Raw genomic sequence first — 24,881 nt, 5'->3', positions numbered from 1 at the left:
CGAAATGCGGTCCATCACCAGGAGTCTGGGACTGGCTTCCGGAGCAATGGCGCTCACTGCCCTCACCGCCCTGGCCGGGACCGGAGCCGCCGACGCGGCACCGACCGGAACGCAGAGCCTGTACGCCCCGTCCGCGCTCGTGGTCAGCGTGACGGCCGGTCAGAACGCCGCCGACGGAACGGTGCTGCGCGCCGTGACCCTCGTGTGCGCCCCGCGCCCGGGCGGCACGCACCCGTCGCCGGCCGCGGCCTGCGCGGAGCTCAAGGCGAACGGGCGGTCGCTGGACGCACTCGCCGCCCCGCGCCCCGACACGGCCTGCACCCGGGAGTGGAACCCGGTGACGGTCACCGCCGACGGCGTCTGGCAGGGCCGCCGGATGAGCTACACCTACACCTTCGGCAACCCCTGCGGGCTGCACAGCAGCACCGGCGTGCTCTTCGGCATCTGAGGCCGCCGCGCGCGGGCGGGTCGCCCGCGGAGCGGCCGGGCGGCGCCGCCGATCGCCGCCCGGCCCCGCGGGCCCTGCCCGTCAGCCCAGTTCGAGGCTGGTGACCCCGTACAGCCCGGCCAGCTCCAGCTCCGGCGCCGGGCCGGTGTACATGCGGGCGGTCTCGAAGGCCGGGGCCAGCCCCAGGCCGGCCGCCACCGCGGCCGCGGCCGGATTCGCGTCGGGCACGTCCACCGCCACCTCCCCGTCGGGGGCGTGCCCGGCGAGCCGCCGCACCAGGGCGGCGGCCACCTCCGGGGAGGCCGCGTACAGGGGGCCGATCCGGGAGGCGGAGCTGCAGGGGCGGATCACGCCGAGGCCCTCGATGCGCCCGTCGCGGACCGCCGCGAGGGCGGTCCGGCCGGGCAGGGCGGTCCAGGCGGAGAGGAAGGCGTCGCGGGCCTCCGGGAAGAAGCGGCGGTCGTAGGCGGCGAGCCGGGCGAAGGGCAGCGAGGCCGCGTCCACGATCTCCACCCCGGAGTCGTCGCCGGACCGCGGGACGCCCGAGTAGCGCATGTTCGTCCAGGCGGAGCGGAACCCGGACTTGCGGTAGTTGTCCTGCTGTTCGACCACGCCGTCCAGCCCGACGAGCCGCCCGTCGAGCCGCTCCATCCCCGCCCGCCACAGCCGGATGCCGTACCCCTGGCCGCGGACGTCGGGTCGGGCGATGTAGAAGCCGATGAACCCGAAGCCGGCGCCGTAGCGCACGGCGGAGATGCAGGCGACGGGTTCCCCGTCGAGCCGGCCGACGAGGAAGCCCTCCGGGTCGGCGACCGCGAAGGCGTAGCGGTCGCCGTCCCCCGGGTTCCAGCCCTCCTCGTCGGCCCAGGTGCGCAGCATCTCCATGTCGGCGGCGCTCGCGCCGGTGATCTCGAATCGCGTCATGCCGGGTGTTCTACCCCGGAAATCACCCCGCGCAGATCACGTCGTCGAGCATGATCGGACGCGAGTCCGTGCGGACGTACGCGGTGAAGGTGTCCGTGGCCCCGGAGGCCCAGGTGGTGGTGACGGTGGCCCAGCCGACGAACGCGGCCGGCATGGCCGTGGCCTGGCCGACGGTGACGGACTGCGGCGTGCCCGGGTGGCAGAGCAGCACGTCGGTCTCCGGCGCGTGCGCCTGTTTGTCCCGGAGCAGCTGCGAGACCCTCTGGACCCGGTCCTGTTGCGAGGGGCCGTGGCTGCCGTAGAAGGTCCGCAGGAAGCGGGTGATCTCCTCCGTGGTGTGCCTGTGGTACCAGCGGGGCTGCGGGTCGGCACGGATGTGCCGGTGGTGCCGGACGGGGTGGGGGTCGGCGAGGGCGGCCGCCGGTGCCGACGACGCGACCAGGGGGATCAGGGCGGACACGGCGGCGAGCAGCAGGGTGCCGGAGCGGTGCGGGGTGAGCGTCATGTCGGGTTTGTAACCGGCGGCCCCGGTGGTCTGCCGGGGCGCGGCGCGTTCTCACTCCGGTGGGCGTGGAGATTCACCGCAGGAACGCCCCTCCGCTTGCGCCGACCGGCCCCCGGTGCATCGCCGGGGCGGCGGCGGAATTCGTTCGCCGGCCGGGGCGGGTTCCGCCTAGGGTCGGCGCATGGGGAAGCAGCTTGTCGCAGTGTTCAGCGGGGCCGGGATGTCCACCGATTCCGGGATCCCGGACTACCGGGGGCCGCAGGGGCTCTGGCGGCGCGACCCGGAGGCCGAGAAGCTCGTGACGTACGAGTACTACATGGCCGATCCGGAGATCCGCCGCCGCTCCTGGCTCATGCGCGCCGAGATCGCGGCGCTCGCGGCCCGGCCCAACGCGGCCCACCTGGCCGTGGCCGGGCTGGAGCGCGGCGGCACCCCGGTGCGGGTGATCACCCAGAACGTGGACGGGCTGCACCAGCTGGCCGGGATGCCCGGGCGGAAGGTGTTCGAGCTGCACGGGACGGCCCGGTCCGTGGTGTGCACCGGCTGCCACGCCCGCTCGCCGATGGACGGGGCGCTGGCCCGCGTCGCCGCCGGGGAACCCGATCCGGCCTGCCGGGCCTGCGGCGGGATCCTCAAGGCGGCGACCGTGATGTTCGGGGAGCCGCTGGATCCGCAGGTGCTCGCCCAGGCGGTGGCCGTGGCCAAGGGGTGCCAGGTGTTCATCGCCGTCGGGACGACCCTCCAGGTGCAGCCCGCCGCCTCGCTCGCCGGGATGGCGGCCGAGGCCGGGGCGCGGCTGATCATCGTCAACGCGGAGGAGACCCCGTACGACTCCCTGGCCGAGGAGCTGGTCCGCGAGCCGATCGGCACCGCCCTCCCGGCCCTGCTGGCCCGCTTCGCCTAGGGGGTGTCCTCGCCGTCGGCCGCGCGGCGCATGGCCGCCACGTCGAGCTTCTTCATCCTCAGCATCGCGGCGGTGGCCCGGGCGGCCCGGCCCGGGTCCGGGTCGGTGATCAGGTCGAGGGCGCCGGGCGGGATGACCTGCCAGGAGACCCCGAACCGGTCCTTGACCCAGCCGCAGGCCGACTCCTGGCCCCCGCCGCCGGTCAGCGCCTCGTAGTAGTAGTCCGCCTCGGGCTCGTCGGCGCAGTGGATCTGGAAGGAGATGGCCTCGGTGAAGGGGAACTGGGGGCCGCCGTTGAGGCCGATGAACCTCTGTCCGTTGATCTCGAACTCGACGACCATCACCTCGCCGGCCGGACCGGGGCCCGCATCCGTGTAGCGGCCGGTGCGCAGAATCCGGCCGTCCTTGAAGACGGAGAGGTAGTAGTCGGCGGCGGCCTCCGCGTCGCCGTCGAACCACAGGCACGTGGTGAAGCCGTTGCTGGTCATGGCTGCTGCCTCCGGGGGGTGGGTGAGGGGGCCGGGCGGCCGTCCCTCCCCTACAGACCGGCCCCGCGCCCGAAACTCATCGGTGGGCGCGGGGCCGGTCCGTGACTTTCACCCGTTCGGGTTACACGGTCACTTCTGGAGCATGCGGTCGACCACCCGCTCGGCGGCGCGGCCGTCGTCCAGGTCGCAGAACTCGGCGCGGAACGCAGCCCGCGCCTGGGCGAACCGGGCGCCGACGGCGTCGGCGTCGCGGACGGCCGCGATCAGGCTCGCGGAGTCCCCCAGCAGCGGGCCGGGCGCCTTCTCCTCCAGGTCGAAGGTGAAGCCGCGCAGGGTGTCGCGGTAGTGCTCCAGGTCGTACGTGAACAGCAGGATCGGCTTGTCGGTCAGCGCGAAGTCGAACAGCGCGGACGAGTAGTCCGAGATCAACACGTCGGCGACGAGCAGCAGGTCCGTGGTGTCGGGCCAGCGGGACACGTCCACGACGAAGCCGTCGCGCACGCCGTCGCGGACCTGCTCCGTGACCAGGTGGTGGCCGCGGACGAGCAGGACGTGGTCCTCGCCGAGCTCGCGGCGGGCCTCGTCCAGGTCGATCCGCAGGTCGAGCTTGTAGCCGCCGCTCCAGCCCTCGCGGTTCTCGCGCCAGGTCGGCAGGTAGAGGACGACCTTCTTGCCCTCGGGCAGGCCGAGCCGCCGGCGGACCTGCGCGATCCGCTCCGCGTCCGGGCGCACCAGGGCGTCGGTGCGCGGGCTGCCGGACTCGACGACCTCGCCCTCGTAGCCCAGGGCCCGCTTGAGGATGGGCGTGGCGTACGAGCTCGGGGAGGCGAGCAGCGTCCACTGGGCGCTGTCGTGGGCCAGGCCCTCCAGGACCTCGGGGCTGGTGTAGTAGTCGTGGACGAAGTCGTAGCCGATCTGCTTGAGCGGCGTCCCGTGCCAGGTCTGGACGACCGTCTGGCCGGGGCGGCGCCGGAAGGTCGACGGCACGCTGTCGTTGACGACGTAGTAGCGGGCGCGGGCCAGGACGTCCCAGGCCTCCAGGCTGCCGTACTGGACGGCGCGGGCGGTCGGCGGGACCTCGGCGCGGCCGTCGCGGACCAGCCAGACGTGTTCCAGCTTCTCGCCCCGGCGCAGCAGCTCCTCGTGGATGGCGCGGGGGGCGTCGCCGGCGCCGCTGCCCCGGAAGGTGTCGTACACGGCCAGGTCCTTGACCGGGAGCCGGCGCTGCTCGGGGTAGGTCACGTCGCGGGCGACGCGCTGGGCGAAGCGGGAGCGGTCGTGCGGGCTCAGCAGCGGGTCGCTGACCAGGGCCATCCGGTCGTGGTGGCGGGCCTCGACGCGCATGCGGCGGCCCAGCACGGTGACCGCGTGGGGTCCGGCGTTCAGGGCGGGGCCGACGAGCTGGACGGGGGCGCCGCGGTCGACGCCGAGCAGGCCGGCGGTGGTGCCGCCCTGGCCCACCGGGCGCAGGGTGGGCCACCAGCGGCCCTCCGGCAGGGTGGTGCGGCCGGCGTACGGCTCGGGGAGCACGGGCTCGAAGGCGGCCTCGAAGCGGTCCCCGTCGCGGGTGACGGGGTAGCTGAACTCGGTGCCGTGCTGGTCGTGCAGGACCAGCTCGTAGGGCTCGTCGGCACGGTCCGCGGGGGCGTGGAAGCTGCCGCGCAGGGTCAGCGTGCCGGCCTCCGCGGAGACGGCGTCGACGAGCGGCGGCGAGGGCTGGACGGAGAGGACGAGGTGGCCGCTCTTGGCGCGCTTGGCGAAGACGGCGAGGTCCGTGTCGTCGCCGGGCAGCAGTGCGGCCAGGCCGGTGAAGCCGCCGCGCTCGTCGTGGGCCAGCGGGTGGCGGGTGCCGTCGGGGCGGACCGCGGTCAGGGTCCACACCTGGGGGCTCCACTCGCCGGGCTCCCGGACGGCCGGCGCGATGGCGCCGAGCCCGTCGAGGGGGACGACGGCGGTGAAGGGGACGCGGCCGCCCGCCGGGGCGGTGCCCAGGGTGAGCGGGACCTCGAAGCCGCTGCCGCTGGCGGTGTGCTCGGCGCGCAGGACGACGCCCTCGCCGGCTCCGGCGGCCAGCTCTCCGGTGAGCTCCAGGCCGTCGTCGCCCGAGGGGCGGACGTCCAGGACGCGGGCGCGGACGATCTCGACCTGGACGGTGAGGGCGCCGGCGACGGTCGGCAGGATGCGGACGTCGGGGGTGACCCAGTGGGCGGGCGGGTTCATGCCGCTGTCGTGGTCGCCGCCCTTGAGGCGGGCCCGGTGCAGGCCTCCGGGGCCGGTGACGGCGACGGAGGTGGTCCATATGCCCTCGCGCCACTTGCCGCCCGTCTGGAAGACGGTGGGTTCGACGACGGCGGTGAAGCCGGCCCAGTCGGCGTGCCGCAGGGCGAGGTGCGGGGAGAGCACGGTGGCCATCGGGGAGGCCACGGTACGGGTGGGTACGACGGTGCGGCGGCGCTTGCCCTGCTCGCGGAAGACGAGCATCTTGCGGGAGCCCAGACGGCTCTCGGCCCCCATGTGCCCCGGGAGGGCGTAGCCGCGCAGCAGCAGCTTGCCGTCGCTCCAGACGGCCTGCTCCAGCCGGCTGACGACGCGGCGCTCGCGCGGTCCGAGGGTCAGCAGCTTCGGCGGGACCGGGGCCTTGAGGAACGGGTAGTCGGCCTGCGGGCGGGCCAGGCCCTTGACCGGCACGCTGTAGGAGAAGTCCCGCTGGTGGTGGAGGAGGGCGATGAACTCCTCGACGCGGCCCTCGCGGGCCAGGTACGCCTTGAGCCGGTCGGCGACCGTGAGGTCGGTCCAGGGGTCGGTGCCGATCTCGCGGATGAGGCCGCCGACCTCCTTGACGAAGGCGGCGCGGAAGTCGTCCCCGCCCTCGGCGACGTACTTGTAGATGAGCGGGAGCTCCTCGCTCAGCACGTTGTGGTCGTAGTCCCGCAGGTAGCGGGCGTACTTCTCGCCGGTCTTGCCGAGCAGGGCCTCGCGGACCAGGCGTACGGAGGTGACGCGGTCGATGACGGAGACCGGGTCGGTGGAGCGCTGGGTGATGGAGCGCTCGCCCGTCTCGCGGACGCGCCAGTGGTAGACGCAGTCGCTGATCACGTCGACGCTCTTGGCGAAGTAGTGCGCGGGGATGCTGACGGGGGCGTCCTCGTAGAGGATGCCCTCGGGGTACTGGAACCCGTGCTCCTCCCAGAAGTCGCGCCGGTAGACCTTGTTCCAGGCGGTGCGGTCGGTGACCAGCGCGGGGAACGCGGAGATGTGGGTCTTCAGCCGGGTGTTCGCGAACGCGACGCGGTGACCCCAGGACTGCTGCGCGCCGACGGAGCGGAAGCGCTTGACGTTGCCGGCGGCGAAGTCGGAGCCGGTGGAGTCGAGGGCCTCGATCAGCTTCTGGTAGGCGTCGGCCGGCATGGTGTCGTCGCTGTCGACGAACGCCACGTACTCGGTACCCGGCGCGGCGTGCCGGAAGCCTACATTCCGTGCGGCGCCGAGACCGGCGTTGTCCTGGAGGACCACCCGGAAGCGCTTGTCACGCTCGGCGAAGGCCTTCGCGAGGACCGCACTGCTGTCCGTGGACCCGTCGTCGACGATGACGACCTCGAAGTCGTCGAACGTCTGAGCCGCTAGGGATTCGAGGCACTCGTCGAGATAGAGCTCGACGTTGAACACGGGTACGACGATGCTCAGGCGCGGGGGCATGGGTGACGGGTTCTCCAGCGTATTTATCTTTGTCGACCGGGTTGATGATCAGCCAATTACAGCATCTTACTCGGTAACGGGATGATAAAGCTGACCCATCTCGGACATATCGCTCGGTCCGCCGGGGCGGACGGCAAAGAATTCAGCCGCCCGCCACCGCGCCGTCGCGAGCCCCCTCGGGGCCGCCGTGAGGACCGTCAGACCTCCAGACTCTCCTCGATCTTCTTCAGCTGATGGCGTGCCATGGCCAGATTCGCCCGGCCCCGATCGAGTGCGAGGTAGAGGAAGAAGCCCTCGCTGTTGCGTCCCTTCATCAGCCTGATCAGGTGGTACTGGCCACCGAGAGTGATCAGGATGTCCTCGATCTCGTCCTTGAGGCCGAGCATCTCCATGGTGCGGACCTTGGCCCGGACCACGTCGGTGTTCCCGGCCGCGGCGACCGTGAGGTCCAGGTCCTTGCCGCCGCCGATGTGGCCGAGCGCCATCCCGCTGCCGTAGTCGACGAGCGCGGCGCCGATCGCGCCCTCGATGCTGCTGTGGGCTTCCTTGAGGGCGGTTTCCACGTTGGCCATGAGTCTTCCTTTGCAGTCGTTTGCGCTGGGCTTGATCTGTCGTTTCCGTCAGGGACGGTCGGACCCGTCCGGCGGCGGCGCCGCGGGACCGGAGCGGCGCCCCAGGCTGTGCTCTATGAGCTCGGTGATCCGGACGCTGGAGCGGCGGGCCTCCAGGTGGAGGCGGCCGACGTTGACGCGCGGCTCGGCGATCAGGGTGAGGACGGCCGCCTCTCCGGCGGCGTACGTGGCGATGTAGCCGTGCTCGCCGCGCACGAGCAGCTCGCGGAAGCCGCCCTGGCCGGTGCAGTCGCTGAGCCGCTGGGCCACCCCGAGGGCGGCGGCGGTCAGGGCGGCGACGGACTCGACCTCCGTGGCGGCGCTGTCCTGGGCCAGGACCAGGCCGTCGACGCTCGCGGCGAGGGCCCCGCTCAGCTGGGGGACCCGGGCCCGCAGCCGGCGGAGCTCGGCGAGTATCTCGGCCTCGGCCTCGGCGGGCACCATCACGGTGTTCATGTCGGCCTTCCTCCCTTCGGGCGGCCTCCGCTCGGAGCGGTCGGCTCGCAGAACCGGTCGCAGCGGGAGCCTCACAGGCTTGCCTCCAGTGCGTCGCGTAACCGGCGGAGCAGCGCCACGTCCGGGGATTGGGCCTGGATCATCCAGTCGGGCAGGGGTGCGGCCGGCGGCGGCGCCGGCGGGGTGTGCGGTGTCTCGACGAGTCCGGCCGCCGCGAGTCTTCGGACGTCGAGCAGGGTGTGGAAGGCGGGCCGGCCGAGCACCCAGGCCAGGTCGGCGGGGGTCCGTACGCCGTCCGCCTGCGCCAGGAGGGCGCGCTGGCGGGCGGTGACGATCTGCCCGGGCGCGGCCGGCCGGGGCACGACCGGGGCGGTGTCGAGCCGCGGGTACGGCCAGACCGCGTCGAGCAGCTCGCGGCGGCGGCGGGTCTCGCGCTCCACGGCGGCCGCGGGGACCGAGCGGACGGAGCCGATCCAGTGGGTGGCGCCGCGGCGGAACCGGGAGGGGCCGCTGCCCGGGGAGAGGGCGAAGAAGGCGGCGTCGAATATCGCGGCTATGTGGCAGATCTCCAGCTCCCCGTCGGCCAGGCCCCCGCTGTCCACGAGGAACCGCGCGACCTGGCGGGTGGCCCCGGCCTCGCTGACGGCCTCGTTCCAGCGTTCGGGGGCCAGGCCGCCGCCGGTGGTGAGCAGGACGTCCAGCCCCGGGGTGGAGGGGCTCTCGGCGTGTACGATGCGGCCGTCCTCGAGGAAGAGGGTGCCGCGGTCGCGCAGCAGGGCGCCGGTGGCCCGCTCGGCGGCGAGCCGGGTCAGCAGGGGCGACACGGCGGCGAGGCCCTGGACGGGAGCGGCGGTCACCGGAGCACCAGCCCTTCGGCGAGGCTGCGGAGTCTGAGCCGGGCCAGCGCGAGGTTGCCCTCGGCCCGGTCGAGCCACAGGTGGAGGAAGACGCTGCTGTCGAAGCTGGTCTCGACGAAACGGAGCACGTGGTAGCCGGTCCGGGTGGTGACGATCAGGTCCTCGACGGGCGGGCCCGCGGGTCCCGCCCCCGCCGGGAGCGCCACGGCGGCGGGCTGGGCGAAGGACTCGTACTCGGCGGCCGCCCGGGCCAGTTCGGCGGTCTCGGCGGCGGTGGTCTCGTGGTCGCCGACGGGGGACTCCCCGACGGTGCCCAGGGCCAGTCCGCTGCTCCAGTCGACCAGCGCGGCCCCCCGCGCACCCGGCAGGGCCATGGCTTCGAGCAGGCATTCGTCGATCCCGGGCACGCGGGCTCCCCTCCCGGCCGGACGTGCTGGGCGCACGGTCGTCGTACGGCGTGACAGGAGGGAACTTACTCAAGTTCCACACTGTGGAAGGGTGTTCTGGCATTTTCCGCTGGAACATGCGCGGTCGCGCGTGACAGCTTGGCCGGAACCCGTTCGTTTTTGATCAAGAGTGTCGTCGCGTGCCCGTGACACGCACCGGAAGGGGAACCTCCGCCCCGAACACCCGTCTCCGGGTCATACCCGCGGCCGCTCCGGTCACTCCTCGGGCCGCTCCGGAAGCAGGCGCTCCACCATCAGCCCGAGGAGGGGCTCGACGGGGTGGGCGTCGAGCAGCGCGGGCACGGTGAGGTCGTCCACGATCAGGCCCTGCATCGCGAAGTAGAGCAGTTCCACGCCCTGCCGGTCCCCGGGCAGTCCCGCCTCCAGGTGCCCGGCGATGTTCGCCTCCAGCTCGGCGGCCAGGAACGCGGACAGCTCCTCGCGGAGTTCGGGGCGGCGCGTGGCCTCCAGGCGGAGCTCCAGGACCGCTATCTGCACGCTGGGCTCGCGCCGCAGCCGGCCCAGGAGCCGGCGCAGCAGCTCCACGGTGTCGAGCGGGCCCGCGAGTTCGGCGGGGTCCGGGGTGAGGCGCTCGCGGGTGCGGCGCAGGATCTGCGCCAGCAGCTGGCCGCGGTGGGCGAAGTAGTTGGAGGAGGTGCCGGTCGGGACCCCGGCCTCCTTGTCCACGGCGCGCAGGGTCAGGCCCCGGGAGCCCTCGCGGGCCAGGACCTCGATGGCTGCGTCGAGCAGCGCGGCCCGGCGTTCCGGATTCTGGCGCATGGCGGTTCCCCTGGGGTCGGGCGGCGGGCCGCGTGTGAGCACTGCGGGTGCAGTGCTCACACCACGCTAGCGGACCCGCCCGCTCCGGGCCCTCCCCACCGCCCCCTCCCCCGTGTCACCCTGCCCGTCATGGAGCGGATCATCGAGGAGATACGCGAGGACCTGGACCGCCGGATCGCCGTCGCGGCCGACCGGCTCACCGACCGGACCCTGACCGAGGACCCCGCCTACGCCGCCCTGCTCGGCCGGGGCGAGCTGCGCGAGCGGATCCACCACACCCTGCACCAGGCGGTCGAGGGCCTGGTGCGCACCTCCCGCGGGGAGCCGGTGGAGCTGGCGGACGCCCGGGCCACGGGCGCACTGCGGGCCGGGCAGGGCCTGCCGCTCGCCTCCCTGCGGCGCGCCTACCGGCACGTCGGGAGGCTGGTGTGGCAGTGCCTGACCGAGGCGGTGGCGGCGCACGACCGGGCGGCGCTGCCCCGGCTGCTGGCCGGGGCGGGCGCGCTGTGGGACGTACTGGACCAGCTGGCGGACGCCGCGTCGGAGGCGTACCACCAGGCCGGGGCCGAGCGCGCGGAACGGGAGCGCGAGCGGCGCGCGGCCCTGCTGGACGCGCTGCTCGACGACTCCGCGGCGGCCGCGCGGACACCGGAGTCGGCGGCCTCCGCCGCCGCACGGCTGGGGCTGCCGGAACGGGGCCGCTTCGCGGTCGTGGTGCTGGGCCCGGGCGGCACCGGCGGCGTGACCGGGGCGGGGCCGGACGCCCCGCGGGTGCTGTGGCGGATCCGGGCCGACGGGGAGACCGGCCTCGCCGAGCTGGGCCACCACCCGCCGGAAGCCCTGGCCGCCCTGCTCGCCCCGCTCGCGGTGCGCGCCGGGATCAGCCCGGTGGTCGGGTCCCCGGGCGAGCTGGCGGGGGCCCGCCGGCTCGCGGCGCTCGCGCTGCGGGCCGGGCCGCCCCCGTCCGGCGCCGGCGTCGCCCTGCTCGACGAGCGGATCCCGGCGGCGCTGGTCGCGGCCGACCCGGAACTCGCGGCCCGGCTGCGGGAGGTGGTGCTGGGCCCGGTGCTGGCGCTGCCGCCGCAGGAGGCACGCGTGCTGCTCCTCACCCTGGGCACCTGGCTGGCCTGCCAGGGCTCGACCACGTACGCCGCGCAGCGGCTCTACTGCCACCGCAACACCGTCTCCAACCGGCTGCGGCGGCTGGAGCAGCTCACCGGCCGCGCCCTGTCGGACCCGGCGCACGTGGTGGAACTGGCGCTGGCCCACGCGGCGGTGGCCCAGCGCGCTACGGCCGCGCCGCCTCCCGGTCCCGGGGCTGCGGGTGGCGGGCCGACTCCAGCAGGTACGGCACGTCGATCACCGCGATCCCCGGGGTGAACAGCAGCCGCGCCTTGAGCCGCAGCGCGTTCTGGTTGTGCAGGGGCTGCTCCCACCAGTGCCCGACGACGTACTCGGGGATGACCACCGAGAGCATGTCGGTGCCCTCGGCGGCCGCGGCCTCCTCCACGTAGGCCACCACGGGGCCGACCACCTCGCGGTAGGGCGAGTGGAGGATCTTCAGCGGCATGCCCGGGTCGACATCGGCCCAGGCCTCGCGCAGCCCGCGCGCCTCCTGCTCGTCGGCGGCCACGGAGAGTGCGCCGAGGCTGTCGGGCCGCAGCCCCTGGGCGTAGCCGAGGGCCTTGAGCGTCGGTGCCTGCACGTTGGCGACGAGGACGACGACGTGGTGGCGCGACGGCTTGCGCGGCCGCTCGCCGGGGGCGACGGCCACCTGTCCGGCCACCCGGTCGTAGTGGCGGCGGACCCCCTTCATGCCGAGGAAGAGGAGGGGCATGGCGATCACGACCAGCCAGGCTCCGTGCGTGAACTTGGTGGTCAGGACGATGACCAGGACCACGGCGGTCATGGCCGCGCCCACCGCGTTGATGGCGAGCCTGCGGTGGATGTGGACCCGCCCGGCGCGCGGGGTGTCGGGGGAGGCGAGCGCGCGCCGCCAGTGCCGGACCATGCCGGCCTGGGAGAGGGTGAAGGAGACGAAGACGCCGATGATGTAGAGCTGGATGAGGCGGGTCAGCTCGGCGTCGAAGGCGACGATGAGGGTGATGGCGGCGAGGGCGAGCAGGACGACGCCGTTGGAGTAGACGAGCCGGTCGCCCCGGTTGTACAGCTGGCGCGGGGCGTAGTGGTCCTTGGCGAGGATCGAGGCCAGCATCGGGAAGCCGTTGAAGGCGGTGTTCGCGGCGAGGACCAGCACCCCGGCGGTGGCGGCCTGGAGCAGGTAGAAGAGGAGGTGCCGGTCCCCGAAGGTGGCCCGGCCGATCTGGGCGAGGGCGGTGGACATCGGGGTGCCCGGGGGCAGGCCGAGTTCCGTGGGGTCGGCGGCGACGTGCACCTGGTAGACCATGGCGAGGGCGGTGATGCCGGCGAACATGGTCACGGACAGCGCGCCCATCGCGGCGAGGGTGGTCGCCGCGTTCCTGGCCTTGGGCTTGCGGAAGGCGGGCACGCCGTTGCTGATGGCCTCGACGCCGGTGAGGGCGGTGCAGCCGGAGGCGAAGGCGCGCAGGGCGAGGAAGACGACGGCGATGCCGGTGTAGGTGCCGGTCGCTTCGATCGGCAGGTGGGCGGACTCGGCGCGGATGGTGGCGCCGGTGCCCAGACGGACGGCGGCGACGGCGAACATGACGTAGATGACGAGCACGAACCCGTAGGTGGGGACGGCGAAGACGCGCCCCGACTCCCGCACCCCGCGCAGGTTCATGACGGTCAGCAGCACCACGAAGGCGACGGACAGGGCGACTTGGTGGTCGCTGAGGGAGGGGATGGCCGAGGTGATGGCGGCGACCCCGGAGACCACCGACACCGCGACGGTCATCACGTAGTCGACGAGCAGGGCGCTGGCGGCCGTGAGGGCGGCGGTGGCGCCCAGGTTCTCGGAGCTGACGACGTACGCGCCCCCGCCGCCGGGGTAGGCGTGGCAGGTCTGCCGGTAGGAGGCGACGACCACCACCATCAGGAAGACGATGGCGGCGGCCGCGTACCAGGCGAGGTGGAGGAGGGCGACTCCGCCGAGGGCGAGGATCAGCAGGATCTCCTCGGTGGCGTAGGCCACCGAGGAGAGCGGGTCGCTGCAGAAGATGGGCAGGGCCAGCCGTTTGGGGAGCAGCGTCTCGCCCAGGCGCGCGGTGTCGAGGGGCTCACCGACCAGCAGCCGTTTCGCATTGATTCGCCTCATTCCGCGATGGATATCAATGTCCTGCGGATTTCGGGCGTCCACGCGCGGTACCCCGCCGGGTCGGCGTCGCCCGTACGGCCCAGGGGCGGTCCCGGACGGCCCCTACGGAAGCGTGCCCTGCTCCCGCATCCGGGCGGCCGCGCCGTGGATGGCCTCGCGGATGCGGAAGTACGTGCCGCAGCGGCAGATGTTGGCGATGGCGTCGATGTCCTCGTCCGTGGGCTCGGCGGTCCGGCGGAGCAGGGCCACGGCGGCCATGATCTGGCCGGGCTGGCAGAAGCCGCACTGGGCGACGTCCTGTTCGAGCCAGGCCTCCTGGACGGGGTGCAGCCGGTCGCCGTCCGCGAGCCCCTCGATGGTGGTGACGCGCCGGCCCGCGCAGGCCGAGACCGGCACCACGCAGGGGCGGACGTCCACCCCGTCGAGGTGGCTGGTGCAGGCCTTGCAGACGTCCACCCCGCAGCCGTACTTGGGGCCGGTGACCCCCAGCATGTCGCGGAGCACCCACAGCAGGGGCAGGTCGTCGGGCGCGTCGACGGTGACGCTCCGTCCGTTGACGGTGAAGGTGTGCGAGGGCACGGCGGGGTACTCCGGTGGTCAGCGCGGGTAGGGGGTGAAATCGACGTCGAAGTCGAGGGGGAAGCTGCGCGGCTTGGAACCGGTCGCCCGGGCCCAGGCGTTGGCGATGGCTCCCACGGCGGCGGGCACGCCGAGCTCCCCCGCGCCGCCCGGCTCGGTGCCGGTCGCCGGGAGCACGAAGACCCGTACGTCCTGCGGGGTGTCGCGCTGCTTCGCCCAGTGGAACTGGCTGTAGCTGCCCTCCAGCGGCAGCCCCCTGTCCAGGTGCAGCCCGGCGCGCAGGGTGGTGGAGATCGCGTCGGTGAGCCCGCCGATCATCTGGGCCTCCAGCCCGCGCGGGTTGACGGGCAGGCCCACGTCGACGGCGATGACCGCCCGGGTGACGCGGACGTGCTCCGGGTCTCGGGCGTCGATCTCCACCAGGCAGGCGGTGCGCGACTTGTACTCCTCGTGGAAGGCGATGCCCTGTGCGCAGCCGGCCGGCAGGGCGCGCCCCCACTGGCCCTCGGTGGCCGCCCTGTCGAGGACGGCGCGCTGGGCGTCGGTCTTGAGGAAGGTGCGCCGGAAGCGGTAGGGGTCCTTGCCCGTGGCGGCGGCCAGTTCGTCGACCATGATCTCCTCGGCGCCGCGGGTGTTGGCCGAGTAGACCGAGCGCCAGGAACCGGTGGGGACGCCGGTCGGCACCTCGGTCAGCGCCTGGGTGGTGAGCCCGAAGTGGTACGGGGACTTCACCGTGGTGAGGAACAGGGTCTGGGCGAGGGTGGCGTTGCCGATGCCGGAGGGCAGGCTCGCGGCGGTGGCGGTGATGATCTCGCCGAGTCCGTGGCGGAAGTCGGTCTCGGCGGCGGCGACCCGGTGCTCGAAGCTGAGCACCTCGCCGAGCAGGTGGGTGGCCCGGATCCGGTGGTGGGTGGCGGGGCGCATCCGGCCGTGGCGGGTGTCGTCCACGCGGGTCCACATGAGCTTGACCGGGCGGCGGCAGGCCCGGGAGACGCGGGCGGCCTCCAGGGCGGCGTCGAAGAACAGGCGCCGGCCGAAGGAGCCGCCGGCCTGGACCACGTGCACCTTCACCTTGTCCAGCGGGAGTCCGAGGTCCGCGGCGATGGTCTCGCGGGCGACGATGGGGGACTTGAGGCCGGACCAGATCTCGGCCCGGTCGTCGCGGACGTCGGCGACGGCCGAGTTGGTCTCCATCGGGGCGTGGCTGACGAAGGCGAAGTCGAACTCGGCGTCCACGTACGGGGTGAGCAGCGGCGGCACCAGCGGGGGCGGGGTGGCGGCGCGCAGCCTGGCCCGGACCTGCTCGTCCGACAGCTGGTCGGCGGGGCCGGGTCCCCAGTCGACCTGGAGGGCCGCCTTGGCGTCGAGGGCCTGCCCGAACGTCTCGGCGACGACGGCGACCCCGGTGGGGACCGTCACCACGTGCAGGACGCCCGGCATCGCCTGGACGGCCGCGCGGTTGGCCACGGAGCGGACGGTACCGCCGAGGCTGGGCGGGCGGCGCACCACGCAGGGCTTGGCGCCGGGCACGTCGAGGTCGAGGGTGTAGCGCTGGGCGCCGGTGACCATGGCGCGGGCGTCGACGCGCCCGGTCGGGGTGCCGACGAGGGAGTGCCGGGCGGCCGGCTTCGGCGTGGCGCCGAGTACGACGAGGCCGGGTGCGGCGGCCTCGGCGGCGAGGCTCCCGTAGCCGGCGGTGCGCCCGTCCGGGGCCCGTACGGAGCCGTTCGCCGTGGTCAGCGACGCGGCGGGGAGGTTCCAGCGGGCGGCGGCGGCCGCGACGAGGCGGGCCCGGGCGGTCGCGGCGCACTGGCGGACCGGCCCGTACAGGGAGCGGATGGAGTTGGAGGAACCGGTGAGCTGGTTGAACAGCAGCTCGGGCCGGGCGTCGTCCAGTTCCACCCGGACGCTGGCCAGCGGCGCGTCGAGTTCCTCCGCGACGAGCATGGCCACGGCGGTCGTGAGGCCCTGGCCGACCTCCTCGCGGGGCAGCCGGAAGCGGAGGGTGCCGTCCTCCTGGACGACGAGCACCAGCAGGGCGGAGGTCGGGGCGCCGGCCAGGATGAACAGGTCCCCGAGGTCGACCAGGTCGGCCACCTCGGGCAGGCTCGGCACCACCGCGTGCGCGGGCTGCGGGGCCAGGGCGTCGGCCCCGGCGCGGGTGACGAGGGCCAGGGTGGGGGCCGCGACGAGGTAGGTCAGGAAGGACCTGCGGCTGCCGCCGCCCGCGTGCCGCCCCGTCGGCGTGCTGCTCTCTTCGGCCATCTGGACCTGTCCCCGCCCTCCCCCGGCCCGCCCTCGTCCAGCGGACCGCCCCGGCTCGTTACCGACACGTAGGGTAGCGATCACCGGGTGGGCTGGGAAGCGGAAGTGACGGACGGGGTCCTCCGTTCGGGTGGGGCACCCGCCCCGCCGTCCGGGTGGCCGCACCGGACCCGGGGCCTCGCACGCCTCGCCCGTACGATCGAGCCGCCCCGCCCGGAAGGCCGATTTCCGGCCGCGGGCGGACGATGGAAACAGATCCGTACGCGTTTGCCATGCACGAGGAGGTGTGCGGAGATGGGCCAGTTCATGGATGTCCACCACGGCATGAAGGGCATTACCGCGGACCAGTTGATGGAAGCCCACCGGGCGGACCTCGCGATCCAGTCGGAGGAGAAGGTCACGTTCCAGCGCGCCTGGGCCGACCCCGCGTCCGGCGAGGTCTACTGCCTGTCCGAGGCGCCTTCGGCGGCGGCGGTCCAGAAGGTCCACGAGCGGGCGGGACACCCGGCCGACGAGATCCACCCGGTGCCCCTGAGCGTCTGACGGCCGGCACCGCAGCACGCGCGGCGCCCGGGAACGGAACGGGCGGGGCGGCGGGGCCGCCGCGGGAGCGGCCGCCACGGCCGACCGGAAATGTTCGCACGGACGGGAGACGGCCGGGAGGCCTTCGGCATATGCCGTATGCAAGAACGTTACGGATGTTGCCAAACGCCTTACAGGCCGTCTCCCGCTGTGCCACAGTCGTGAGCGGTCCTTCTTTCAGACCTGGCCGTGCCGAGCCCGTATCGCCGCGCCTGTATCGGAGTGCTCATGCCGTCCCACCTGTACGCGGACCGTTCCGCGCAGCCGCCCGAGCCGGGATCCGTGGACGCGCTGATCTCGCAGACCCGCCGGCTGCGCGGGGAGGTGGACGCGGTCCGCCGCGACACCGTCGTGGACGACGACGACGCCCAGGGCCGCTGGCAGCGCGCCCTGTGCGACCTCGCGGTGCACCACCTCGACGACCTGGGCCAGCACCTGGGCCAGCTCAAGGAGGGCCTGCCGCCCACCCCCGAGGACACCGGGCTCCCCGCGGTCCCCCCGGAGGCCGCGCCCGAGGACCGCCAGACCCGCGTCGGCAGCGCCGAGTGGAACCTGCTGACGGACGAGGTCACCTGGTCCGACGAGCTGTTCCAGATCTTCGGCCGCTCCCCGGAGGCGGGCGCGCTCCCCCTCGACGAGCTGGGATCCACCCTGTTCTCCGAGGACCAGCCGCTGCTGACCGCGATGGTCACCGACTGCCTGGTCGACGGCAAGCCGATAGACGGCGAGTTCCGCATCGTCCGGACCGACGGCCGCGTCCGGACGCTGCACATGAGGGGCGAGCCGGTCCTCGACGCCGACGGCTGCACGGCCTCGATGTGGGCCCTGCTGCGGGACGTCAGCGAACTGCGCCGGAGCCAGCGGGCGGAGCGCGAGTCCCGTGACTCGCTCCTGCGCCAGCGGGAGATCGCGCAGACCGAGCACCGGCTGGCGGTCGAGCTGCAGGAAGCCGTGCTCCCCCCGTGGCGCGGCTCCCTGCGGTTCCCGCACGACAACGCCGGCGCGATGGACGTGGCCGCGCACTACCTGCCCTCCGCGACCAGCACGCTGATCGGCGGCGACTGGTACGACGCGCTCGAACTGGGCGACGGGCGCTCGCTGCTGACGGTCGGTGACCTGACCGGGCACGGGGTGAGCGCCACCTCCGGCATGGCCATGCTGCTGGGCGCCCTGCGCGGGATGGCCATGGCCGGCATCGAGCCGGGCCCGCTGATGGGCTGGCTCAACCAGCTGCTGGAGACCTCCGCGCAGCCGGCCCTCGGCTCGGCCGTCTGCTGCCGCTACGACCCCGACCGCCGGCTGCTGTCCTGGGCGCAGGCCGGACACCCCGCGCCCCTGCTCTTCCGCCGCGGCCAGGGACGCGCGCTCCAGCCGCCGGAGGGGGTGCTGCTGGGGGCCACCTCGGGGGCCGTCTACGGGCAGGCCGAGGAGCTGCTCGAACCGGGTGACGTGCTCGTCCTGCACACCGACGGACTGACCCCGCGCGGCGTCGGGTTCAGCCGGGCGGACGGGACCGAGCGGCTGCTCGCGCTGGCGCCGCGGTTCTCGGCCGCGCGGTCGGCGCGGGACTGCGTGCGATTGGTGACGCAGGAGTTCGGTGAGGGCCGGCGTGAGGACGACGCCTGCGTGCTGGTGGCCCGTATCGGCGGCTGACCGACGCCGCACCCGATCGGTTCCGAGGGGCCGCGCCCGAGGCGCGGCCCCGTTCGTCGTCTATTCCCGTCCGCGTCCGTCGACACGCTCCGCGACACCGGCCCCCTAGACGCCGGTTCCGCGCGCGGCGCGCGGGGCGGGGCCGTCGGGGAGCACCTGCTCGATCTCCTCGCGCAGGTCCTCGATGCGCGCGTACCCGGCGTACTGCCCGGTGAGCCGGTACATCTCGCGCAGGCGGTCCCACGTCCGGTGGGAGGAGGTCTCGTTCATCGAGACCAGGGCCAGGCGGGCGTAGCGGTCGGCCTGTTCGGGCTCGTCCGCGATGAAGCAGGCGGAGGCCATGGAGATGTAATCGAAGATCTGCGAGCGCTGGTAGCCGTCGCCGCGCAGCCGCAGCGCCTCGCGCGCGTGCCGTGCGGCGACCGGCGCCGCCGAGGCGTCGTGGTCGGCGAGCGTGCGGTAGGCCAGGGCCTGCATCCCGTGCAGGTCGGCCTCGTCGAAGTGCTGCATCCACGACGGCGGCGGCACGTCGCCCTTGTCGGACACGAACAGGTCCTCGGCCTCGCCCAGCGTGCGGCGCATGGCCTGGCCCTTGCCCATGGCGGCCTGGGCCCAGGCCTCGATGGTGTGCAGCATGGCCCGGGTGCGCGGCAGGGTCTGGTCCCCGGAGCCCGCCTGGGCCAGCTTCATCAGGTCCAGGGCCTCGTTGGGCTTGCCCAGGTGGACCATCTGCCGGGCGGCCCGCGACAGCGCCTCGCCGGCGCGCGGGCGGTCGCCGCCCTCGCGGGCCGCGTGCGCGGCGATGACGAAGTACTTCTGCGCGGTGGGTTCCAGGCCGACGTCGTGCGACATCCAGCCCGCCAGGACCGCCAGGTTGGCCGCCACCCCCCACAGCCTGCGCTGGAGGTGGTCGGGGTGGTGGTAGGCGAGCATACCGCCGACCTCGTTCAGCTGGCCGACGACGGCCTTGCGCTGGAGGCCGCCGCCTCTGGAGGCGTCCCAGGCCCGGAAGACCTCGACCGAGCGCTCCAGGGCCTCGATCTCCTGAGAGCCGATCGGGGCGGCCTCGTAGCGGTCGTAGCCCGCCGGGTCGGCCTGGTAGGGGTCGCCGAAGCGCTGCGGGTCCTTGGCGGTGGCGGGATCGCCTTGCAGCCAGTCGTACATGGCGTTGCTGAGGGCTGAGCCGGCGGTGAGCGCGGCTCCCGCGCCCATCAGGCCGCGACGGTTGAGCATGAGGTCCATTCCCGTGAATTCGGTGAGGACCGCGGCCGTGCGTTCGGGCGCCCAGGGCACGCCGTCGGGGTTCTCCTTCGCCCCGTCGGGCTGCCGTCTGGTGGTGCGCCGCTGCCGTACGAACCCGAGGTCCTCGATGGTCACGACACGACCGAGCCGCTCGGTGAACAGTGCTGCCAGTACCGTGGGCACCGGCTCGCGCGGGGTCTCCCCCATGTCGATCCAGCGCCTCACCCGCGAGGTGTCGGTGGCCAGTTGGTGGTGGCCCATCGCGGCCGCCTGCCGGTTGACCATCCTCGCGAGTTCGCCCTTCGACCAGCCGGCCAGGCCGAACAGGTCGTTCAGACGGGTGTTTGGACCCTTGCTCACGTCAAGCCCCCAGGTTCTCGGCTGAGTTGACAGTAACCCCCTGTCAGTTCCCCGTGGACTATTCGCCAGGGTTCGCCAGGGCACGCCCCGTGGTTCGCCACCTGCCGCCGGGTGTCAGGTAGGAATGCGCCTCCCCGACCCGGTTCACCGGCGGAGCTCCCCAGGGTGAAGTACGGGATCCGGCGGGGCGGCGTACGCAACTCGTCGGCGCACGAAGGGAACCGTAAACGCCATGTACGCAGCCACGTCCTCCGTGTCCGCCCCGGTCCGCCCCCACCGCACCCTTCAGGCGGGGGGCGGCGGCATCCCCCTCGAAACCGGCCGCCAGCCGGTCCCGGCGCAGGGCGCCGTGCGGGCGCGGCGGCTGCCGGCGGCCGGATCGCAGCCGCTCAGCGGAAGAATCGACCTGTCCGGGCCGCAGGGCGCGCAGCTGCGCGCCGCGCTCGCGTCGGTGCAGCGGATCTGTCCCGAGTTCGCTCCGGTCCAGGTGCTGCGGCGCAGCGGCCGGTCGGTCCTCCTGGTCGGGACGACAGGACGGATGACCGCGGTCGCGAAGGTTTTACTGGACCACTCGCCCGAGTGGCGCGAGCGGTACCGGCACGAAATAGCGACGTACCGGACCTTCGTCCGGCACCGCCCGCCGGTCCGGGTGCCCCGCCTGATCGCCGCCGACCCGGAGAACTGCGTCCTGGTCGTCGAGCGGATGGCCGGCCGGGTCGCCGCCCTCCAGCGGCACCCGGTGGAGGCACCTCCGAGGGCCGACGTACGGGCGGCGCTGGGCGCGGTGTGCCGGGTCAACCAGTGGCGTCCGTCGGCCGACCTGTTCGGGCACCCGGTGGACTACGCGCGGCGGATCTCGCGCGACCACGACCTGGGGCTGCTGACCGACCGGGACTTCGGCGACCTGCAGAAGCTGCTGCACGGGCTGCGGCCGGCGGGGATCCCGTGGCAGTTCAACCACGGTGACGCGCTGCTGTCGAACCTGCTCCTGTCCCCGGCCGGGCCGGTGATGCTGGACTGGGAGCACGCGGGCTGGTACTTGCCGGGCTACGACCTGGCCACGCTGTGGGCGGTGCTGGGCGACGCCCCCGCGGCGCGCAGCCAGATCAGCCGGCTCGCGCAGTCGGCGGGCGCGGCCTCCCGGGACGCCTTCCTGGTGAACCTGATGCTGGTGCTGACCAGGGAGATCCGGATGTGCGAGACGGCCGTGCAGCGGTCGATGCTGGCGTCCCCGGCGAGCCGGCCGCTGCCCGCGGGGGCCCTGTCCTCGGGGGAGGAGCAGCGCCTGCTGCTGCGCCGCCTCCACGACGACGCGGGCATGGCCCGCAGAGCGGTCCGGGCGGCGGTCGGCACCCGCTGACCCCGCGCGCGCCCCTTCGGCCGGAATCCCGTGGCCCCTCCACCTGGTGGGGGGACCACGGGATTCGGCCTGTCCGGGGCGGATCGCCCGGGTGCGCGTGCCTTGACATCACATGATCCCCCGAACACCTTTTCTGACTCAGCATCAGACGCCCGGAGCCCGCCCCTCCCACACCCCTGGAGCCCGCCCATGACCGAGGCCGTGTCCATATCCGCGAGCGCCGACGCGCCGCGTCCCGCCCCGCCCTCCCGCCGGACGGTCCTCGCCGGCGCGGGGGCCGGGGTGCTCACCGCCGCCGTGCTGCCGGGGGCCGCGGCCCGGGCCGAGGGGGCCGCGTTCGGCGAGTACGACGTGGTGGTGGTCGGGTCGGGGGCGGCGGGGATGACCGCCGCCCTCACCGCCGCCGGGCGGGGGCTGAGCGTGCTGGTGGTGGAGAAGGCCCCGACCTTCGGCGGTTCGGCGGCGCGCTCGGGGGCCGGCATCTGGCTGCCGAACAACTCGGTGATCCTGGGCGCGGGGGTGCCGGACACCCCGGAGAAGGCGGCGGCGTACCTGTCGGCGGTGGTGGGGCCCGACGTGCCGGCCGACCGGCAGCGGGCGTTCCTGGCCAACGGCCCGCGGATGCTGGACTTCGTCATGGCGAACAGCCCGCTGAGGTTCCGCTTCATGGACGGGTACAGCGACTACTACCCGAACCTGCCGGGCGGGCTGCCGAACGGCCGCTCCATCGAGCCGGACCAGATCGACGGGAACGTCCTGGGGGCCGAACTGGCGCACCTGAACCCGGCGTACATGCCCGTGCCGGCCGGGATGGTGGTGTTCAGCCAGGACTACAAGTGGCTCAACCTCGCGGCGGTCACCGCGAAGGGGCTCGCGGTGTCCACGGAGTGCCTGGCGCGCGGCACGAAGGCGGCGCTGCTGGGGCAGAAGCCTCTGACGATGGGGCAGGCGCTGGCCGCCGGGCTGCGGGCCGGGCTGATGCGGGCGGGGGTTCCGGTATGGCTGAACAGCCCGCTCGTCGACCTGCTCCAGGAGGGCGGGGCGGTCACCGGGGTGGTGGTGGAGAAGGACGGCGTACGGGGCGTGGTGCGCGCCCGCCGGGGCGTGGTGGTCGGCTCCGGCGGCTTCGAGCACAACGCGGCGATGCGGGAGCGCTACCAGCAGCAGCCGATCGGCACCGAGTGGTCGGTGGGCGCCAAGGAGAACACCGGCGACGGGATCCTCGCGGGGCAGCGGGCGGGCGCTGCGCTGGCGTTGATGGAGGACGCCTGGTGGGGGCCGTCGATCCCGCTGCCCGGGGAGCCGTACTTCTGCCTGGCGGAGCGGACCCTGCCGGGCGGTCTGGTCGTCAACCGCGCCGGAACGCGGTTCGTGAACGAGGCGGCGCCGTACAGCGACGTGGTGCACGTGATGTACGAGAAGGACCGGGGCGCGACGGGGTCGCACATCCCGGCGTGGCTGATCGTGGACCAGAACTACCGCAACCGGTACCTGTTCAAGGACGTGCTGCCGACGCTGCCCTTCCCGGACGCCTGGTACGAGGCGGGGGCCGCGAAGAAGGCCTGGACCTGGGACGCGCTGGCGGGGCAGATCGGGGTGCCGGCGGCTGCGCTGCGGGCGACGCTGAACCGGTTCAACGCCCAGGCGTGGAGCGGCTCCGACCCCGACTTCCACCGGGGGGACACGGCGTACGACCACTACTACACGGACCCGAACGTGCTGCCGAACTCCTGCCTGGCCCCGATCTGGGCGCCGCCCTTCTACGCCTTCCGGATCGTGCCGGGCGACCTGGGGACCAAGGGCGGCATCGTCACCGACGCCCGGGCCCGCGCACTGCGGGCGGACGGCTCGGTGATCCGGGGCCTGTGGGCGGCGGGCAACGCGAGCGCGGCGGTGATGGGCCACAGCTACGCGGGGGCCGGTTCGACGATCGGGCCCGCGATGACGTTCGGCTACGTGGCGGCGAACGACATCGCGGACGGCGCCTGACGGCCGGGCGGCACCCGGGCGCGGGCGCCCAGCCGCCTAGCCCTGCTGGAAGAGCTCGGCCGGGAGCGGCTTCAGCAGTGCGTAGAGGTCGTCGGTGATGGGGCGGTCCCAGCTGGCGATCGTCACGAGGACGTTGTCGCTGCGGTCGAACTGGACGCAGGAGATCCGGCTCTCGGAGAGCTTGACCTTGCGGACGATGAGGAGGTTGTCGCCCTGCATGACGGGGCAGTCCTCGGTGCCGGTGACCTCGACCTCCTCGTCGTTCTCGAGGGCGTCGAGGAGCTGGGCCACCTCGAAGGGCACCTGGCCCTCGGCGAGGTCCCGGGCCGGGGAGCCTTCGGGGAGGTTGCCGATGATCATCGCGGGGCCGCGTCCGCCGAAGAGGTCGTAGCGGAGGAAGACGCCCTGGCAGCTGCCGTCGGGGGCGGGCAGCAGCCCGGCCCCGAGGTTGCCCGGCCAGTCCCCCGGGTCCATGGCCAGGACGTCGAAGTCCGGGCCGGCGGGTGTGGCGGCGCGGTGGCGGCGGAGGAAGGACATGCGGCCCATGGTACGTGGCCGCGCGGGTTTTCCGGCCCCGGGGGTGCCTCCGCCGCCGGGGCGGGCCGGGGGGCCGCGGAGATCGCGGACCTGCGGGTACGGCGCGTCCTCACGCCGTGCTCCTTACCGGCCGGGCAGCTTCCGGCGTGCGCCTTTTTCTGCCACCACCGGCCCTCCTGGCTGTATCTTGCTGTCCGTCCCCGCCACCGGTCCGCGATCGTTTTCGAATCGGCGGCTACGATCCGAAGGTGGGGATCTCGATGGCCGGGGGGCCTACCGCCATCCCGGGTGCGCAGACGGCCTCGGACGTATGGGAGCACAGACGGATGACCGTGTCTGTTGGCGATCCGCCGCTTCCCCTCGCCGTGACGCTCGACCGGATCCGGGCGCTCGCCGAGGAGGGGGGACTGGAGCTGGACGAGATCCTGGACCCGGAAGCCCTCGCCGAGCGGGCCGGCGTCCCCCCGGAGGTGACGGCGGCGCTGCTGCGCGGCGAGGAGGGGGCCGATCCCGGGCCCGGGGGGACCGGGGAGAGGGTCCGCCGGCGGGCGGCGTTCCTCTACGCGGTCTCCCGCGACGTCCACGGCCGCCCCTACCGCGTCGCGGACATCGCGGCGGCGATCGGCGCCCCGACCCGCTGGGTCGACGCCCTGGTGTCCGGGCGCAGGCCCCCGCACCTGCGGTACTGCAAGGCGTTCGCCGCCTTCTTCGGCCGCGAGGCCTCCTTCCTGACGGACACCCCGGCGCAGGCGGTGAGCCGGGCCCTGCGGCCCACCCTCGAATCCCTCGACTACCGATCGGGCAACCTGATGGCCGACCTCGTGGACCAGTACGGCCTGGTCTCCGTCTCCACCCGGGGAAGACCCCTGACCCGCACGCAGGAGACCCTGCTGCTGGGCATGATCACGGGGATGCTCTCCGCCGAGCGGCACGCCGGGGCGGCCCGGTGAACCTGTCCCGT

The 24,881-nt window shown here is 73.8% G+C and carries 22 protein-coding genes; 8 read left to right on the top strand and 14 right to left on the bottom strand.

Annotated features, from left to right (window positions below):
• Positions 1–46 precede the first annotated feature (46 nt).
• Positions 47–448 (top strand): subtilase-type protease inhibitor, encoded by a 402-nt coding sequence (locus AB0469_RS08425; protein WP_366450552.1) that lies wholly within the window; start codon positions 47–49, stop codon positions 446–448.
• A gap of 81 nt (positions 449–529) precedes the next feature.
• On the opposite strand, the gene AB0469_RS08420 is transcribed toward AB0469_RS08425, so the two are convergent.
• Positions 530–1,372, bottom strand: coding sequence for a GNAT family N-acetyltransferase (locus tag AB0469_RS08420; RefSeq protein WP_366450551.1), 843 nt, complete (start codon positions 1,370–1,372; stop codon positions 530–532).
• Between the two features lie 22 nt (positions 1,373–1,394).
• On the bottom strand, positions 1,395–1,877 hold the full coding sequence (locus AB0469_RS08415) for a hypothetical protein (protein WP_366450550.1): 483 nt from the start codon (positions 1,875–1,877) through the stop codon (positions 1,395–1,397).
• A 181-nt stretch (positions 1,878–2,058) separates the two neighbouring features.
• Here AB0469_RS08415 and AB0469_RS08410 point away from each other — a divergent pair, with 181 nt between their 5' ends.
• Positions 2,059–2,781, top strand: coding sequence for a Sir2 family NAD-dependent protein deacetylase (locus AB0469_RS08410; RefSeq protein ID WP_366450549.1), 723 nt, complete (start codon positions 2,059–2,061; stop codon positions 2,779–2,781).
• Here the strand turns inward: AB0469_RS08410 and AB0469_RS08405 are convergent.
• From AB0469_RS08405 to AB0469_RS08375, 7 genes are all read right to left on the bottom strand, one after another.
• Positions 2,778–3,269 carry a VOC family protein gene (locus AB0469_RS08405; protein ID WP_366450548.1) on the bottom strand — a complete coding sequence of 164 codons (492 nt, stop codon included), beginning with the start codon at positions 3,267–3,269 and terminating at the stop codon, positions 2,778–2,780. The two genes, AB0469_RS08410 and AB0469_RS08405, sit on opposite strands and share 4 nt — an antisense overlap.
• A 129-nt stretch (positions 3,270–3,398) precedes the next feature.
• A complete protein-coding gene (locus AB0469_RS08400) occupies positions 3,399–6,965 on the bottom strand; it encodes a bifunctional glycosyltransferase family 2 protein/CDP-glycerol:glycerophosphate glycerophosphotransferase (RefSeq protein WP_366450547.1) in 3,567 nt (1,188 codons plus the stop codon).
• A gap of 197 nt (positions 6,966–7,162) precedes the next feature.
• Entirely contained in the window at positions 7,163–7,537 is a 375-nt protein-coding gene (locus AB0469_RS08395) for a hypothetical protein (protein ID WP_042818690.1), read from the bottom strand.
• A gap of 48 nt (positions 7,538–7,585) precedes the next feature.
• The gene (locus AB0469_RS08390) at positions 7,586–8,020 is read right to left on the bottom strand and encodes a roadblock/LC7 domain-containing protein (protein ID WP_042818700.1); all 435 of its coding nucleotides are present in this window, start codon (positions 8,018–8,020) and stop codon (positions 7,586–7,588) included.
• 83 nt (positions 8,021–8,103) lie between these two features.
• Positions 8,104–8,889, bottom strand: coding sequence for a transcriptional regulator (locus tag AB0469_RS08385; protein WP_366450546.1), 786 nt, complete (start codon positions 8,887–8,889; stop codon positions 8,104–8,106).
• On the bottom strand, positions 8,886–9,296 hold the full coding sequence (locus AB0469_RS08380; protein WP_366450545.1) for a hypothetical protein: 411 nt from the start codon (positions 9,294–9,296) through the stop codon (positions 8,886–8,888). Before AB0469_RS08380 ends, AB0469_RS08385 begins: the two co-directional genes overlap by 4 nt.
• 255 nt (positions 9,297–9,551) lie before the next feature.
• Positions 9,552–10,115 (bottom strand): TetR family transcriptional regulator, encoded by a 564-nt coding sequence (locus tag AB0469_RS08375; protein ID WP_366450544.1) that lies wholly within the window; start codon positions 10,113–10,115, stop codon positions 9,552–9,554.
• A gap of 129 nt (positions 10,116–10,244) precedes the next feature.
• Here AB0469_RS08375 and AB0469_RS08370 point away from each other — a divergent pair, with 129 nt between their 5' ends.
• Positions 10,245–11,495 carry a helix-turn-helix domain-containing protein gene (locus AB0469_RS08370; protein WP_366450543.1) on the top strand — a complete coding sequence of 417 codons (1,251 nt, stop codon included), beginning with the start codon at positions 10,245–10,247 and terminating at the stop codon, positions 11,493–11,495.
• Here AB0469_RS08370 and AB0469_RS08365 read toward each other — a convergent pair.
• The 3 genes from AB0469_RS08365 to AB0469_RS08355 all read right to left on the bottom strand — a co-directional run bounded on the left by AB0469_RS08365 (position 11,404) and on the right by AB0469_RS08355 (position 16,197).
• Positions 11,404–13,353 carry an APC family permease gene (locus tag AB0469_RS08365; protein ID WP_366450542.1) on the bottom strand — a complete coding sequence of 650 codons (1,950 nt, stop codon included), beginning with the start codon at positions 13,351–13,353 and terminating at the stop codon, positions 11,404–11,406. The genes AB0469_RS08370 and AB0469_RS08365 overlap by 92 nt on opposite strands.
• A gap of 102 nt (positions 13,354–13,455) precedes the next feature.
• Positions 13,456–13,932, bottom strand: coding sequence for a (2Fe-2S)-binding protein (locus AB0469_RS08360; protein ID WP_366450541.1), 477 nt, complete (start codon positions 13,930–13,932; stop codon positions 13,456–13,458).
• An 18-nt stretch (positions 13,933–13,950) separates the two neighbouring features.
• On the bottom strand, positions 13,951–16,197 hold the full coding sequence (locus AB0469_RS08355) for a molybdopterin cofactor-binding domain-containing protein (protein WP_366450540.1): 2,247 nt from the start codon (positions 16,195–16,197) through the stop codon (positions 13,951–13,953).
• A 294-nt stretch (positions 16,198–16,491) separates the two neighbouring features.
• Here AB0469_RS08355 and AB0469_RS08350 point away from each other — a divergent pair, with 294 nt between their 5' ends.
• Both AB0469_RS08350 and AB0469_RS08345 read left to right on the top strand, forming a co-directional pair.
• Positions 16,492–16,740: an SCO4226 family nickel-binding protein gene (locus AB0469_RS08350; protein ID WP_366450539.1), complete on the top strand. Its 249-nt coding sequence runs from the start codon at positions 16,492–16,494 to the stop codon at positions 16,738–16,740.
• Positions 16,741–17,007: 267 nt separating this feature from the next.
• The gene (locus AB0469_RS08345; RefSeq protein WP_366450538.1) at positions 17,008–18,432 is read left to right on the top strand and encodes a SpoIIE family protein phosphatase; all 1,425 of its coding nucleotides are present in this window, start codon (positions 17,008–17,010) and stop codon (positions 18,430–18,432) included.
• Positions 18,433–18,537: 105 nt separating this feature from the next.
• On the opposite strand, the gene AB0469_RS08340 is transcribed toward AB0469_RS08345, so the two are convergent.
• Complete coding sequence (locus AB0469_RS08340) at positions 18,538–20,034, bottom strand: hypothetical protein (protein WP_042812970.1); 1,497 nt, start codon at positions 20,032–20,034, stop codon at positions 18,538–18,540.
• A gap of 232 nt (positions 20,035–20,266) precedes the next feature.
• Between AB0469_RS08340 and AB0469_RS08335 the strand changes: the two genes are divergently transcribed.
• Together AB0469_RS08335 and kstD are read left to right on the top strand one after the other, a co-directional pair.
• Positions 20,267–21,394, top strand: a complete 1,128-nt coding sequence (locus AB0469_RS08335) for an aminoglycoside phosphotransferase family protein (protein ID WP_366450537.1) — start codon at positions 20,267–20,269, stop codon at positions 21,392–21,394.
• Between the two features lie 189 nt (positions 21,395–21,583).
• Positions 21,584–23,383: a 3-oxosteroid 1-dehydrogenase gene (gene kstD / locus AB0469_RS08330; protein WP_366450536.1), complete on the top strand. Its 1,800-nt coding sequence runs from the start codon at positions 21,584–21,586 to the stop codon at positions 23,381–23,383.
• A 36-nt stretch (positions 23,384–23,419) separates the two neighbouring features.
• Here the strand turns inward: kstD and AB0469_RS08325 are convergent, their stop codons facing one another.
• Positions 23,420–23,920: a hypothetical protein gene (locus AB0469_RS08325; RefSeq protein ID WP_344168321.1), complete on the bottom strand. Its 501-nt coding sequence runs from the start codon at positions 23,918–23,920 to the stop codon at positions 23,420–23,422.
• A 326-nt stretch (positions 23,921–24,246) separates the two neighbouring features.
• On the opposite strand from AB0469_RS08325, the gene AB0469_RS08320 reads away from it, so the two are divergent.
• Positions 24,247–24,870, top strand: coding sequence for a hypothetical protein (locus AB0469_RS08320; protein WP_366450535.1), 624 nt, complete (start codon positions 24,247–24,249; stop codon positions 24,868–24,870).
• Positions 24,871–24,881: the final 11 nt, after the last annotated feature.

Origin of the sequence: Streptomyces sp. NPDC093801, assembly GCF_040701585.1 — a bacterium.
Lineage (GTDB): Bacteria > Actinomycetota > Actinomycetes > Streptomycetales > Streptomycetaceae > Streptomyces.
This window is presented reverse-complemented; position numbering and strand designations above follow the sequence as displayed.

What these genes read in the sequence shown, in the direction of transcription:
- AB0469_RS08420 (WP_366450551.1), bottom strand. Translation starts at nt 1,372, where the DNA reads ATGACGCGATTCGAGATCACCGGCGCGAGCGCCGCCGACATGGAGATG.
- AB0469_RS08375 (WP_366450544.1), bottom strand. Translation starts at nt 10,115, where the DNA reads ATGCGCCAGAATCCGGAACGCCGGGCCGCGCTGCTCGACGCAGCCATC.
- AB0469_RS08365 (WP_366450542.1), bottom strand. Translation starts at nt 13,353, where the DNA reads ATGAGGCGAATCAATGCGAAACGGCTGCTGGTCGGTGAGCCCCTCGAC.
- AB0469_RS08355 (WP_366450540.1), bottom strand. Translation starts at nt 16,197, where the DNA reads ATGGCCGAAGAGAGCAGCACGCCGACGGGGCGGCACGCGGGCGGCGGC.
- AB0469_RS08325 (WP_344168321.1), bottom strand. Translation starts at nt 23,920, where the DNA reads ATGTCCTTCCTCCGCCGCCACCGCGCCGCCACACCCGCCGGCCCGGAC.
- AB0469_RS08345 (WP_366450538.1), top strand. Translation starts at nt 17,008, where the DNA reads ATGCCGTCCCACCTGTACGCGGACCGTTCCGCGCAGCCGCCCGAGCCG.
- AB0469_RS08320 (WP_366450535.1), top strand. Translation starts at nt 24,247, where the DNA reads ATGACCGTGTCTGTTGGCGATCCGCCGCTTCCCCTCGCCGTGACGCTC.
- AB0469_RS08425 (WP_366450552.1), top strand. Translation starts at nt 47, where the DNA reads ATGGCGCTCACTGCCCTCACCGCCCTGGCCGGGACCGGAGCCGCCGAC.
- AB0469_RS08390 (WP_042818700.1), bottom strand. Translation starts at nt 8,020, where the DNA reads ATGGTGCCCGCCGAGGCCGAGGCCGAGATACTCGCCGAGCTCCGCCGG.
- AB0469_RS08400 (WP_366450547.1), bottom strand. Translation starts at nt 6,965, where the DNA reads ATGCCCCCGCGCCTGAGCATCGTCGTACCCGTGTTCAACGTCGAGCTC.
- kstD (WP_366450536.1), top strand. Translation starts at nt 21,584, where the DNA reads ATGACCGAGGCCGTGTCCATATCCGCGAGCGCCGACGCGCCGCGTCCC.
- AB0469_RS08405 (WP_366450548.1), bottom strand. Translation starts at nt 3,269, where the DNA reads ATGACCAGCAACGGCTTCACCACGTGCCTGTGGTTCGACGGCGACGCG.
- AB0469_RS08335 (WP_366450537.1), top strand. Translation starts at nt 20,267, where the DNA reads ATGTACGCAGCCACGTCCTCCGTGTCCGCCCCGGTCCGCCCCCACCGC.
- AB0469_RS08395 (WP_042818690.1), bottom strand. Translation starts at nt 7,537, where the DNA reads ATGGCCAACGTGGAAACCGCCCTCAAGGAAGCCCACAGCAGCATCGAG.
- AB0469_RS08350 (WP_366450539.1), top strand. Translation starts at nt 16,492, where the DNA reads ATGGGCCAGTTCATGGATGTCCACCACGGCATGAAGGGCATTACCGCG.
- AB0469_RS08370 (WP_366450543.1), top strand. Translation starts at nt 10,245, where the DNA reads ATGGAGCGGATCATCGAGGAGATACGCGAGGACCTGGACCGCCGGATC.
- AB0469_RS08415 (WP_366450550.1), bottom strand. Translation starts at nt 1,877, where the DNA reads ATGACGCTCACCCCGCACCGCTCCGGCACCCTGCTGCTCGCCGCCGTG.
- AB0469_RS08410 (WP_366450549.1), top strand. Translation starts at nt 2,059, where the DNA reads ATGGGGAAGCAGCTTGTCGCAGTGTTCAGCGGGGCCGGGATGTCCACC.